At 67.5% G+C, this 11,948-nt stretch carries 12 protein-coding genes, 1 other RNA gene and 1 riboswitch; of the genes, 6 read left to right on the top strand and 7 right to left on the bottom strand.

Annotation, left to right across the window (positions count from 1 at the left end; all coding sequences use genetic code 11):
- Positions 1-91: 91 nt before the first annotated feature.
- The 3 genes from ssrS to QM685_RS10365 form a co-directional block, all read right to left on the bottom strand.
- A non-coding RNA gene (gene ssrS / locus QM685_RS10375) (6S RNA) lies at positions 92-273 on the bottom strand.
- 150 nt (positions 274-423) lie between these two features.
- On the bottom strand, positions 424-738 hold the full coding sequence (locus QM685_RS10370) for a cell division protein ZapA (protein ID WP_415115432.1): 315 nt from the start codon (positions 736-738) through the stop codon (positions 424-426).
- Positions 735-1,094, bottom strand: a complete 360-nt coding sequence (locus tag QM685_RS10365; protein WP_415115430.1) for an ATPase — start codon at positions 1,092-1,094, stop codon at positions 735-737. Before QM685_RS10365 ends, QM685_RS10370 begins: the two co-directional genes overlap by 4 nt.
- Before the next feature lie 209 nt (positions 1,095-1,303).
- A riboswitch (cobalamin riboswitch) is annotated at positions 1,304-1,565 on the top strand.
- A 90-nt stretch (positions 1,566-1,655) separates the two neighbouring features.
- Between QM685_RS10365 and QM685_RS10360 the strand changes: the two genes are divergently transcribed.
- The 6 genes from QM685_RS10360 to cobC all read left to right on the top strand — a co-directional run bounded on the left by QM685_RS10360 (position 1,656) and on the right by cobC (position 8,081).
- Complete coding sequence (locus QM685_RS10360) at positions 1,656-3,608, top strand: TonB-dependent receptor domain-containing protein (RefSeq protein WP_415115428.1); 1,953 nt, start codon at positions 1,656-1,658, stop codon at positions 3,606-3,608.
- Between the two features lie 39 nt (positions 3,609-3,647).
- Positions 3,648-4,718: a FecCD family ABC transporter permease gene (locus QM685_RS10355; protein ID WP_415115426.1), complete on the top strand. Its 1,071-nt coding sequence runs from the start codon at positions 3,648-3,650 to the stop codon at positions 4,716-4,718.
- A complete protein-coding gene (locus QM685_RS10350; RefSeq protein WP_415115424.1) occupies positions 4,715-5,569 on the top strand; it encodes an ABC transporter ATP-binding protein in 855 nt (284 codons plus the stop codon). Before QM685_RS10355 ends, QM685_RS10350 begins: the two co-directional genes overlap by 4 nt.
- A 35-nt stretch (positions 5,570-5,604) precedes the next feature.
- Positions 5,605-6,666, top strand: coding sequence for a nicotinate-nucleotide--dimethylbenzimidazole phosphoribosyltransferase (gene cobT, locus QM685_RS10345; protein WP_415115422.1), 1,062 nt, complete (start codon positions 5,605-5,607; stop codon positions 6,664-6,666).
- A 63-nt stretch (positions 6,667-6,729) separates the two neighbouring features.
- Positions 6,730-7,506 (top strand): adenosylcobinamide-GDP ribazoletransferase, encoded by a 777-nt coding sequence (locus QM685_RS10340; protein ID WP_415115420.1) that lies wholly within the window; start codon positions 6,730-6,732, stop codon positions 7,504-7,506.
- Positions 7,491-8,081: an alpha-ribazole phosphatase gene (gene cobC, locus QM685_RS10335; RefSeq protein WP_415115418.1), complete on the top strand. Its 591-nt coding sequence runs from the start codon at positions 7,491-7,493 to the stop codon at positions 8,079-8,081. Before QM685_RS10340 ends, cobC begins: the two co-directional genes overlap by 16 nt.
- A gap of 62 nt (positions 8,082-8,143) precedes the next feature.
- Here the strand turns inward: cobC and QM685_RS10330 are convergent, their stop codons facing one another.
- The 4 genes from QM685_RS10330 to cobU all read right to left on the bottom strand — a co-directional run bounded on the left by QM685_RS10330 (position 8,144) and on the right by cobU (position 11,789).
- A complete protein-coding gene (locus QM685_RS10330; protein ID WP_415115945.1) occupies positions 8,144-9,103 on the bottom strand; it encodes a cobalamin-binding protein in 960 nt (319 codons plus the stop codon).
- A gap of 67 nt (positions 9,104-9,170) precedes the next feature.
- Positions 9,171-10,253 (bottom strand): threonine-phosphate decarboxylase CobD, encoded by a 1,083-nt coding sequence (cobD, locus tag QM685_RS10325; RefSeq protein WP_415115416.1) that lies wholly within the window; start codon positions 10,251-10,253, stop codon positions 9,171-9,173.
- Between the two features lie 40 nt (positions 10,254-10,293).
- Entirely contained in the window at positions 10,294-11,235 is a 942-nt protein-coding gene (cbiB, locus tag QM685_RS10320) for an adenosylcobinamide-phosphate synthase CbiB (protein ID WP_415115414.1), read from the bottom strand.
- Positions 11,235-11,789, bottom strand: a complete 555-nt coding sequence (gene cobU, locus QM685_RS10315) for a bifunctional adenosylcobinamide kinase/adenosylcobinamide-phosphate guanylyltransferase (RefSeq protein ID WP_415115412.1) — start codon at positions 11,787-11,789, stop codon at positions 11,235-11,237. Before cobU ends, cbiB begins: the two co-directional genes overlap by 1 nt.
- Between the last annotated feature and the right edge of the window lie 159 nt (positions 11,790-11,948).

Genomic DNA, 11,948 nt, shown 5'->3' with positions numbered 1-11,948 from the left:
TGCCTGCAAAAAAGGGCTTAAAAAACGGCACGAAAAAGACGGCACCGCAAAGAAAAACGGCATCGAATCGAAGTCCGATGCCGTTCCAGATAAGGTCCCCGCCTTAGCCGCTAGGCCGGCATCCTGAACCGAGGGTTCAGAATTGGTCGCAGTTAGCAACACTTCGGGTACATCAGACTGAGTGACGCGCACACCCGTGCTACAAATTTCCGCAACCGTGCACATGGCATTGGTTCAAGGAATATATGACCTTGGCGAACCAGGCAGGGAAGCAAAACCGATAAAGCTACAACCAAACCATTTAACGATTGAACTCAAATGCTTGCCGCGATCTTCTCATGTACTTCGGAAAAGCAACGCACAAGTACTGCTTTCGCGCTACCTCGTTGAATGCGCGACCGGTTCAGACCCGCGCGCTACGGCTTACTGCATGCTGTATTGCTGAATCACAGTATCCAGCTGCTCGTTCATTTGCTGCATTGTACGCCGGATTTCTTCAGCGGGAAATGCTTCTCCATGCCTTACGCTGGTTTGCAGCTTAAGCAGTTCCGATGCCAGCGACAGCGCGGCCATGACCGCAATACGATCCGTGCCTCGCACGTTGCTGGCGCTGCGGATCTTCTTCATTTCCGCGTCGACGCGCGCGACCGCCTCGAGCAGCGCGCCTTCCGTTTCCGGCGAGCAGGCGAGACGATACGGTACGTCGAGAATCGATACTTCGATCTGCTTGGTGGTCATGCGTTTTCTCCGTGGCGGCTCACGTCGCTTTCCGCTTCGTCGCCCGCGGGCTGAGCGGACTCGAGCAGATCGAGCTGGTTATCCGGTTCGCTGCTCGCGCGAGCGCGCGGCAATTTTTCGAGAATCGCATTCAGACGCACCTGAGCGTCGTCGATCTTGGCGGACAGCGTGTCGCGTTCGGCCTGCAAGGCGTCACGCTCCGCGCGCAACTGCGCGAGTTCCGCACGCGTGGTTTCCACTTCGGCACGCGAGTGCGCGAGCTGCTCTTCGAGCGCGGCCCGCGCTTCGTTGTGGCGCTGGCTGATCGCAATCAGCTTGCCGATATTCTGGGAGAGTGATTCGAGTTCGGTGAGCATGTGCTGCGTCCTCTAAAGACATCGCATTTTAGCGCGGAATATTACAGGTTCCGACAATTGTCTCGTTTCGAGACGTAACAACATCGCTTCTTGCACACTTTTTTCCCGACCATAAGATGAAAAACGCGTCGCCGGCCGGACCATGCGCCGCGTTCAACGGAACGGTTGGTTCGCGGGCCAACCTTTCTTGACGCCCGTCGAGGCCGCTCCTAAACTTGCCGCACTCTGGTGCCCGCGCGTGCTTTTCCGCGCGCGCGGTTAAACGGGAAGCAGGGCGCGCGCGGGTTTCGAAAACCGGACGCGCGAACCTGCGCTGCCCCCGCAACGGTAAGCGACCGCATGCTCTCATGCAGGTCGGTCCTCGTCGCAGGTTGGAAGTTCAACGTGCGAGTGTGCCACTGCGCGTCACGCGTGGGAAGGCGGGACCGATGCGTCGCAGCCCGGATACCGGCCAGAGGGAGAGGACGTCGCCCGCGAAAACGTTAAACATCGGGGGCGCCTCGTTACGCGTCGGCCTGCGGGGAAGCGGGCCGCGCACGCTATCCACAGGAATGTCATCCCATGCTGTCCCCCATCGCCCGCGCGGCGTTGCTCGCTTCCGCGGGTCTGCCGCTCGTCGTGCATGCGCAAAGCGCTGAACCCGCGGCTTCGGCCTCTTCCGTGCCTGCCGCGGCTTCGTCCCCGGCTTCGCCCTCATCCGACAGTTCGTCTGCCACGGCCGCCAACGCGAGCGCCGCCGCCGCTCAATCGGCTCCCGTGCTCTCGCCGATCGTCGTGACCGCGGGACGCGGACCGCAAGCGCTCGCCGATGCCATTCCGCAAACCGCGCAGTTCGATCAGCAGGACATCGCCGACACCACCGCGACCGATCTGCCCGGCCTGCTGCAACTCGCGCCCGGCGCGCAGATCTCGCGCACGGGCGGCCCCGGTTCGACGGCGAGCCTCTATTTGCGCGGCGCGTCGTCGACGCAATCGCTGTTGCTGATCGACGGCGTGCGCGTCGACTCGGTGAGCCTCGGCTCCGCGCAGATCGCGCAGATTCCGCTCGATCAGATCGATCACGTCGAAGTGGTGAACGGCAACGTGTCCGCGTTATACGGCTCGGGCGCGATCGGCGGGGTCGTGCAGGTGTTCACGAAGGACGGCGGCGATCATCCGCCGCGTTTCAACTTTTCGGTCGGCTACGGCAGCTATCACACGCAGACGCAGACCGCGGGCGTGAACGGCGCGCTCGATCAGGACGGCCGCACGACCTTCAGCATCGCGCTCGCGCGCACCAAGGACGACGGTTTTTCGTCGCTCAATCCGAACCAGGCACCGGGGGCGAATCCGAATGCGAACGGCTATCTGAACGAGAGCATCTCGGCGTCGCTGCGTCACAAGTTCAACGACAGTTGGGATGCGGGCGTGCGCTATTTCCAGGCGAACGGCAACGACAGCTACGACAACGCGTACGGCATGCCGACCGATCTGAACAATCTGTACAGCAGGGTGCGCCAGGTGTCGGTGTTCGCGAACGGCAAGCTGACCGACTGGTGGACCACGCACTTCACGGTCGCCGAGGGCGACGACCGCAGCGTGTCGAACACCAACGGCATCTACAACGGCCGCTTCGATACCGACAATCGCCAGTACACGTGGCAGAACGATTTCGCGCTCGCCGCGCATCAGAAGCTGCAGGCCGGCTACGAACATCTCGACCAGAGCCTCGACTCCGATACGTTCGCCGCGCCCGACCGTCACGTCGATTCGGTGTTCGCGGGCTACACCGCGCGTTTCGGCCGCAACCAGCTTCAGGCCAACGTGCGGCACGACCAGTATTCCGATTTCGGCGGAGCGAACAGTTACTATCTTGGCTACGGTTTCGACATCACGTCGCACTGGAAGGCAACCGCAAGCTATTCGGATGCGTTTCGCGCGCCGAGCTTCGACGATCTGTACTATCCGTTGAGCGGCAATCCGTCGATCCAGCCCGAGCGCAGTCATTCGGTGGAGGCAGGTTTGCAGTACGCATCGGATGCGCTCGGCGTGATGCGCGTGAGCGCATTCCAGACGCGCTACTCGAACCTGATCAACTACGTGCAGACGATCCCCGGCATCTATCTGGCCGAGAACGTCGGCCATGCGAAGGTGCAGGGACTCGAGGGATCGTGGAGCGGTCACGTCGGCAAGACCGACGTGCGCGCGTCGCTGACGCTGCAGAATCCCGTCGACCTCGACAACGACGTCGACCTCGTGCGGCGCGCACGGCGCTTCGGCTCGCTTGCGATCAATCGCAGCATCGGCGCATGGCGCGTCGGCGGCGAGTGGATCGTCAGCGGCCCGAGCATCGACAGCAACGGCAACCTGGGCGGCTACGGCGTCGTGAATCTGGCGGCGCGCTACAACATCACGAAAGCGTGGTACGTGAGCGCGCAAATCCAGAACCTGTTGAACAAGGACTATGAAACGGCCTACTCATATAACTCGCCGCGCCGCGGTGCGTATGTCACGCTCGGCTGGCAGCAGCAGTGACGCGCGCGCCGGGTCTGGCAAATCCGTGAGCGCACGCGGATGAACCGCGCGCCCGGGTTGCTGCCCACCGCCATGCGGACGATGAGCGCGAAGCGCGCGGCCGCGATCTGGCTCGGGCTCGCGCTCGTTGCCGTGGCGGTGCTGGTCGCGTCGCTCGCGCTCGGCAGCGTGCCGCTCGCGCCGTCGCGCGTGCTCGCGGCGTTGGCGCCCTCGCATGCGATCGGCGGCGTGGCCGTGGGCACCGCGCATGGCGATGATCTGGCCGGCGAAATCGTGCGCACATTGCGTCTGCCGCGCGCGCTCGCCGGATTCGCATGCGGCGCGTTGCTCGCGCTTGCCGGCGCGCTGCTGCAGGTGTTGCTGCGCAATCCGTTGGCCGAACCGTATGTGCTCGGCGTGTCGGGCGGCGCGGCGACGTTCGCGCTCGTCGCGATGATCGCGGGCGGCGCATGGTGGATCGTCGACGCGAGCGCGTTCGCCGGCGCGTTCGTGTCGATCCTGCTGGTGCTCGGTCTCGCGCGGCGCGAATTGTGGCGCGGCGAGCCGCAGGACACGTCGCCGCGTCTGCTATTGACCGGCGCGGTGATCGCGGCGGGGTGGGGCGCGCTGATCACGCTGCTGCTCAATCTCGCGCCCGACAGCCGGCTGCGCGGCATGCTGTTCTGGCTGACCGGCGACCTCAACGGCGGCGCGCTGCCGTGGACCGCGCTCGCCGCGCTGGCGCTCGCTCTGGTCGCGATCGTGCCGGCCGCGCCGCGTCTTAACGTGCTGTTGCGCGGCGACGCGGCCGCGCAGGCGCTCGGTGTCGCGGTGATGCCGCTGCGTTTGCGCGTGTATCTGGTCGCGTCGCTCGCGGCGGCCGCGGCGGTGACGACCGCGGGCACGATCGGTTTTGTCGGCCTCGTCGTGCCGCATATGCTGCGGCTCGCGTTCGGTAACGATCAACGCATGCTGCTGCCGGCCGCCGTGCTCGGCGGCGGCGTCGCGGTGATGGGCGCGGACCTGATCGCGCGTACCGCGATCGCGCCCGCGCAATTGCCGGTCGGCGTGATTACGTCGCTGGTCGGTGTGCCGGTGTTTCTCTGGATGCTCCTGAGGCGCCGCCGATGATTCGAACCCACGACATTTCATCCGCTTCAGGTCTGAGCGCGCAACGCCTGACGCTGCGCGCCGGCGCGCGCACCTTGCTCGACGCGTTCACGCACGCGTTCCACGCGGGCGAAATCTGGTGCATCGCCGGGCCGAACGGCGCGGGCAAGACGACGCTGCTGTCGACGCTCGCCGGATTGTCGCGGCCGTCGGCCGGTCATGTCGAACTCGACGGCGTGCGGGTGACCGACTGGCAGCCGCTGCCGCTCGCGCGGCGCCGCGCGCTGATGCCGCAAAGCGCGGCCGATGCGTTCGGCGCGAGCGTGTTCGACGTCGTGCTGCTGAACCGCTTCCCGCATCTGGGCGACTGGGGCTGGGAGGGCGACGGGGATCGGGAGATCGCGCACGCGGCGCTCGAACGGCTCGGCCTCGCGGCACTCGCCGCGCGCGACGTGCTGTTGCTGTCGGGCGGCGAGCGTCAGCGCGTCGCGCTCGCGGCGGTGCTGTGCCAGGACGCGCCGCTCCTGCTGCTCGACGAACCGTTGTCGCATCTCGACCTGCATCATCAGATCGACTGTCTCGAAGCGCTTGTTGCGTGGACGCGCGAGCCGCACCATGACACGGCGCGCAGTGTGTTGTTCTCGTGCCATGACCTGAACCTCGCGCGCCGCTTCGCGACGCACGCGCTGTTGCTCGACGGCGAGGGCAGCGCGTATGCCGGGCCGGTGCGCGACGTGCTGACGCCCGCGTTGACGAGCCGCGTGTTCGGCTATCCGCTGATTCTGATTCGCGACGGCGAACACGAGGCGCTGATTCCCGCGTTGCGCTTGCATCACGAATCGCCGGCCGGCCATGACACTGCGTCAGGCTGATTTTTATCCCGACATTCTCTTCTCCGACGACACCTATGACTCGCTTTCCTCGCCCGGCCGGTTTGCCCGAGATCGCGCCACTCGATCAGACGCTGCGCGCCGAGTTGCAACGGATCATCGATACGCGCACCAAGCCGCCCGGCAGCCTCGGCCGGCTCGAAACGCTCGCGCGGCAGATGGGCCTGATTCAGCGCACCACGCATCCGCGCGTCGAGCGTGCCGCGATGATCGTGTTCGCCGGCGATCACGGCATCGCCGCCGAAGGCGTGAGCCCGTATCCGCAAGCGGTGACCGCGCAGATGGTGGCGAATTTCCTCGCGGGCGGCGCGGCGATCAACGCGCTGAGCCGCGTCGCGGGCCTCGAACTCGAAGTGGTCAACGCGGGTATCGCGACGCCGTTGCCGTCCACCGACGGACTCGTCGACATTCCGCTTGCCGCCGGCACGCGCAACTTCGCGCACGAACCCGCGATGACGCATGACGAAGCACTCGCCGCGATGCAGGCCGGCGCGGCGCGCGTGCGCCATCACGCGGCGCTCGGCACCAACGTGATCGGCTTCGGCGAGATGGGGATCGCGAACACGTCGGCGGCCGCGTGCCTGATGAGCCGGCTGTGCGGCATGCCGGTCGACGAATGCGTCGGCCGCGGCACCGGTCTCGACGACGCCGGGCTCGCGAGAAAGCGCGACGTGCTCGCGTCGGCGCTCGCGCGTCACGCGGATGCGCGCGCGCCGCTCGACGTGCTCGCGACGTTCGGCGGCTTCGAAATCGCGATGATGGCGGGCGCCTATCTTGCCGCCGCCGAAGCACGCATGACGATTCTGGTCGACGGCTTCATCGCGACCTCGGCGCTGCTGGTCGCCGACGCGTTCTCGCCCGAGCTGCGCGAGTACTGCGTGTTCGCGCATGCGTCGAACGAGACCGGGCATCGCCGCATGCTCGATCATTTCGGCGCGCAGCCGCTGCTGTCGCTCGACATGCGGCTCGGCGAAGGTACCGGCGCGGCGCTCGCGGTGCCGCTGCTGCGCGCGGCGGCGGCCTTCGTCAACGAGATGGCGAGCTTCGATTCGGCGGGCGTCGCGGATCGCGATGCCTGATCCGCGCGTGACGACGCGCGTCGCGAGAACCCGCATCGCACCTCACAGGCACCCGGCCCGTTCATGAACCCGCTTGCGGAACTGCGCTATTTCTTCACGGCGCTCGGTTATTTCACCCGTGTGCCCGTGCCGCGCTGGGTCGGCTACGAGCCGCATTATCTGAACGCGGCGGCGCGCTATTTTCCGCTCGTCGGCGTGTTGATCGGCGGCTTCAGCGCGCTCGTCTATCTCGCCGCGCTGCGGGTGTTTCCGGCCGGCGTCGCGGTGCTGCTGTCGATGGCCGCGTCGCTGCTCGTCACCGGTGCTTTTCATGAGGACGGTCTCGCCGATTGCGTCGATGCGTTCGGTGGCGCCTATACGCGCGAAGATGCATTACGCATCATGCATGACTCGAGCATCGGCGCATTTGGCGCCGTCGCGCTCGTGATCGCATTGGCGCTGAAGTGGCAAACGCTTGCGGCATTGCCGCCGCTGCGTGCCGCAAGTCTGATGATTGCGGCGCACGGCGCGAGCCGCGCGTGCGCGATCAGCTATCTGGCCACCCTCGACTACGTGCGCGCCGAGGGCAAGGCGAAGCCGGTCGCGCAACGCCTCTCCGGGCCCGCGCTGCTGTGCGCGGCGCTGTTCGGTTTGCCGTGGCTGCTATGGCCGGACGGACCCGGCGCGCCCGCCTGGCGCTTCGCCGCGTTCACGTGCGCCGTGCTGCTCGCGCTGCGCTTCGTGATCGGCCGTTATTTCGTCAGACGCATTGGCGGCTATACCGGCGATTGCCTCGGCTTCGCACAACAGATCTTCGAATTGAGCATCTATCTGGTGGGGCTTGCATGGATATCGTCCTGATTCGTCATCCCGCTGTCGCGCTCGATGCGGGGGTGTGTTACGGCCACAGCGACGTCGCGCTGGCCGAAAGCGCCGAGGTGTCGTCGAGCGCGTTGTCGTTGCGGCTCGCGACGTTGCAGGTGCCGGCGCCGCGCGTGCTGATCTCGAGTCCGCTCACACGCTGCGCGGCATTCGCGGCCGAGATCGCGAACGACTTCGGCTGCGTGGTCAGCCACGACGAGAATCTGAAGGAAATGGATTTCGGCGACTGGGAAACGCAGCGCTGGGACGATATCGATCGCGCGCAGCTCGACGACTGGGCCGCCGACTTCGAGCATGCGCGCGCGCACGGCGGCGAGAGCGTCGCGCAGTTCGCCGCGCGCGTGCATGCATGGTTCGATGCGTTCGCGCAGACGCGCGAGCTATCGCCCGCGTATGTGGTCACGCATGCGGGCGTGATGCGCGCGATCGCGTCGTGCGTGCTCGAAGTGCCGCTCGCGCGTTGCCTGCAATGGTCGCTCGATATGACAGGGGTCGTGTGGCTGCGGCGCAATGACGAGACGCAGCAGTGGGCGCTGGTGCGGTGGAATGCCTGAGCGGGTTCCTGGGCGCGTGTAACGCGGCGGATGGCGGATAAGAACGAGGCGCCCCGCCGCTGTCACGGCGCGCGCGGCTTTCTGCGCGAGCGCGCGAGTTCCAGATCCTCGCAGAGCTGCCGCGCGCCTTGCGCGATGCGCGGCGCGGGACGGTTGATCAGATCGCCGTCGATGGCGAACAGATTGTTGTGCGCGACGGCCTCAAGGCCGGGCCACGCGCGCCACGTCGCGAGCTGCGGCAGCGTCGTGTCGGGCCGGGTCGCGCCGGGCGCGGCGGTAACGATGGCCTCCGGATTCGCCGCGAGCACCGCTTCGGTCGAGACGGTCGGCACGAGCGGCTGAAGTCCCGCGAATACGTTGCGCCCGCCGCATAGCGCGATCACGTCGCTGATCATGTGCTCGCCGTTGAGCGTCATCAACGGCCGGTCCCATACCTGGTAAAACACGCTGACGGGCGCACGGTTCGCGTACTGCGCGCGCAGACTCGCGATCTGCGCGCGATACGTTGCCGCCGCCGCATCCGCGCTCGCCGAGGTGCCGAGCAATTCGCCGAGCTTCGTCAGCGAGACGGCGACGTCGTCGAGACGACGCGGTTCGCTGAAGAAGAGCGGGACGTGCAGTTCGCGCAACCGATCGAGCTGACGCTGCGCATTGCCATGCCGCCATACGACGATCAGATCGGGCTTCAGCGCGACGATGCGCTCGAGGTCGAGCGCCTTGTTGTCGCCGACGCGCGGCAACTGCCTTGCTTGCGGCGGGTAGTCGCTGTACGACACCGCGCCGACCATTTTTGCGCCGCCGCCCGCCGCGTAGAGCAGTTCGGTCACATGCGGCGCGAGGCTGATGACGCGCTGCGCGGGAGCGGGAAGCGTGACGGTCGCGCCGGTGTCGTCGGTGACGGTGATGGTGGCATGCGCGGTCAGCGTGGTGATGACGAGCGACGCGGCGCCGCACAAGCGGACGATGCGGATGAAGCGGCGCGGGTTCACGGCGCAGCGGAGTGAGCGGGCGAAGCGGATCATCGGACGAGGACGGTTCACGAAACGTTGAGCAGGTCGGGGGCGTGGCGAAATTGACGCAAATGCCACGCTAACCCGTTTGCGTGGCATCGATCGCGCGCATTGCTTCTTGCAGATGTCGTTCGAAGCGGCTCCATTCGGCCTCGGTTCCGGGCAGCCCGAAACGCACGCTGCCCGACGGCGCAACAGATGATGGCGCAACAGATGATGGCGCAAAAAGCCGTGTCCACACGCCGCGCCGCGCGAGTGCTTCATGTAGTGCGGCGGCGCGTGCATCGTCGGTCCATGCGAAAAGCGGTGTGCCGCGCGTGCTGAAACCGCACGCATGCAATAGCGCGACGAGTCGCGCACTTTCGCTGCCGAGCCGTTCGCGCATTTGCACCTGCCACGCGGTATCGGCGAACGCGGCGCTTACCGCGTGACGCGCGGGGCCGCTGACCGTCCATGCGCCCAACGTATCGCGCAGCGTTGCGAGCAACGCGGGCGCGGCAAGCACGAAGCCGGCGCGCACGCCGGCAAGACCGAAGAACTTGCCCGGCGAGCGCAGCACGATGAGCCCATCCCGATACGCGCTCGCGGCGAGCGACGCAGCCGGCAGCGCATCGGCGAATGCCTCGTCGACGAGCAGCGTGCCGCCGCGCTCGCTCAGTTGAGCGTGCCAGCGCAGCAGTCTGCCGGCGTCGAGATGCGTGGCCGTCGGGTTGTCGGGATTCACGATCGCCACGTGCGTGAGCGCGGCGGGCAGCGTGTCGCCCCGCGTGTCGAGTGGCGCGACCTGGTGGCCGGCACGCGCGAACGCGGGCGCATATTCGCCGTACGTGAGCGGCGCGATGCCGACCGTCGCGCGCGGCAACAGCGCGGGCAGCGCGCGAATCGCCGCCTGGCTGCCGGCGACCGGCAGCACGTGCGCGGCATCGGGCGCGCTGTAGTAAAGCGCCGCGCGCGCGGCGAAGCCGTCGCCTTCGTCGGGCAGGCGGCGCCATGCATCGGCGGGAACCGGCGGCACCGGATAGCCGTGCGGATTGATGCCCGTCGACAGGTCGAGCCAGTGCGCGTACGGGATGCCGTAGCGCGTCGCCGCTTCGTGCAGGTTGCCGCCGTGCGCGATCGGACCGGCTGCCGCGCTCGGGTGGGGCGGCAGCGGAGCGGTCATGGGCTTATCGGTGTGGTCGGTCATGCGCTCATTCATCCGCTCAGCCATGAAACGGCACGCTCAGCAACGCCAGCACGATCAGCACGGCCAGCCAGAGAATCATCGTGCGCTCGACCAGCATCAACGCGGCGCCCACGTGGCGCGCCTCGGCGGGATGCCCGAAGCCGAGCGTCGGCCGCTGTTCGAGCGCGCCGTGATACACCGCCGGGCCGCCGATCAGCACATTGAGGCTCCCGGCGCCCGCCGCCATCACCGGACCCGCGTTCGGACTGTCCCAGCGCGGCGCCTGCTCGCGCCAGCAGCGCCATGCGGTCAGCGTATCGCCGAGCAGCGCGTAGCTCGTGGCGGTCAGGCGCGCGGGAATCCAGTTGAGCACGTCGTCGATGCGGGCCGCGGCCCAGCCGAAGCGCAGATAGCGCGGCGTGCGATAACCCCACATCGCGTCGAGCGTATTGGCGAGGCGGAAGGCGAGCGCGCCCGGTCCGCCCGCGATCGCGAACCAGAACAGCGCGCCGAAGATCGCATCGTTGCCGTTCTCGAGCGCCGATTCGACCGCGGCGCGCGCGAGCGCGGCTTCGTCGGCTCGTGTGGTATCGCGCGACACGATGCGCGCGGTCAGCAGGCGTGCGGTGGCGAGATCGTGTTGGCCGAGTGCGCGCGCGATCGGCGCGATGTGATCGCGCAGGCTGCGCGCGCCGAGCGCGAACCACAGCAGCGCGACGTGCAGCGCGCAGGCCGCGAAAAACGGCAGCACGGCGACCAGCCACCACGCGATCAGCACCGGCGGCAGCACCGCGAGCCCCCATGCGAACAGCCCCTTCAACCGCAGACGCCGGCCGCGATTGCAGCGCGCTTCGATGCGCGCGGCCCAGTTGCCGAAGCCGACGAGCGGATGCGCGCGGCGCGGCTCGCCGAACCAGCGGTCGACGGCCACGCCCAGGGTGGCGAGCGTCGCGATCAGCGGCATCGTCAGCATCGGCATTACGCGCGGCCCACGCCTTTCAGCGCGAGCGGCAGGCCCGCGACCATCAGCGTGGCGGTGCTGCTCAACGCGGCGATGCGCTGATTGATGCGCCCGAGTTCGTCGACGTAAAGACGCGTGGCCGCGCCGAGCGGCACGACGCCGAGGCCGATTTCGTTGCTGACGACGATGAGCTTGCCGCGCGCTTCGGCGAGCGCCGTTTCGAGCGCGGCGGCCTGCGTGTGATAGTGCGAGAGCGGCGGCGTGGCGCCGTCGGCGGGACACAGCAGGTTCGCGAGCCACAACGTCAGGCAGTCGATCAGCAGGCACTGGCCCGGCACGTCGTGTTGCGCGATCGCGCCGGCGAGATCGTGATCCGCTTCGACGAGGCCCCAATGCGCGGGCCGGCGCGCGCGATGATGCGCGATGCGCGCGCTGAATTCGGCGTCGTCGGTGACGCGGGCGGTGGCGATGTAGGTGACGGGCAGCGCGCTGTCGCCGGCGAGCCGTTCGGCGTGCGCGCTCTTGCCCGAGCGCGCGCCGCCGAGGACGAAGGTGAGGTCGCGGGGAGTCATCGCGTGATTGTACCGGCGCGCGGCGCGGGCCGGCGCGGTGGGATAATGCTGCGCGATTGCGTGAGTTGTGGAGTTGTGAGCCGCAGGCATGGCCGCAGCCGCAACCGCAACCGCAACCGCAACCGCAACCGCAACCGCAACCGCAACCGCAACCGCAAC

This window comes from Paraburkholderia sp. (assembly GCF_047605525.1).
Taxonomy (GTDB): domain Bacteria; phylum Pseudomonadota; class Gammaproteobacteria; order Burkholderiales; family Burkholderiaceae; genus Paraburkholderia.
This window is presented reverse-complemented; position numbering and strand designations above follow the sequence as displayed.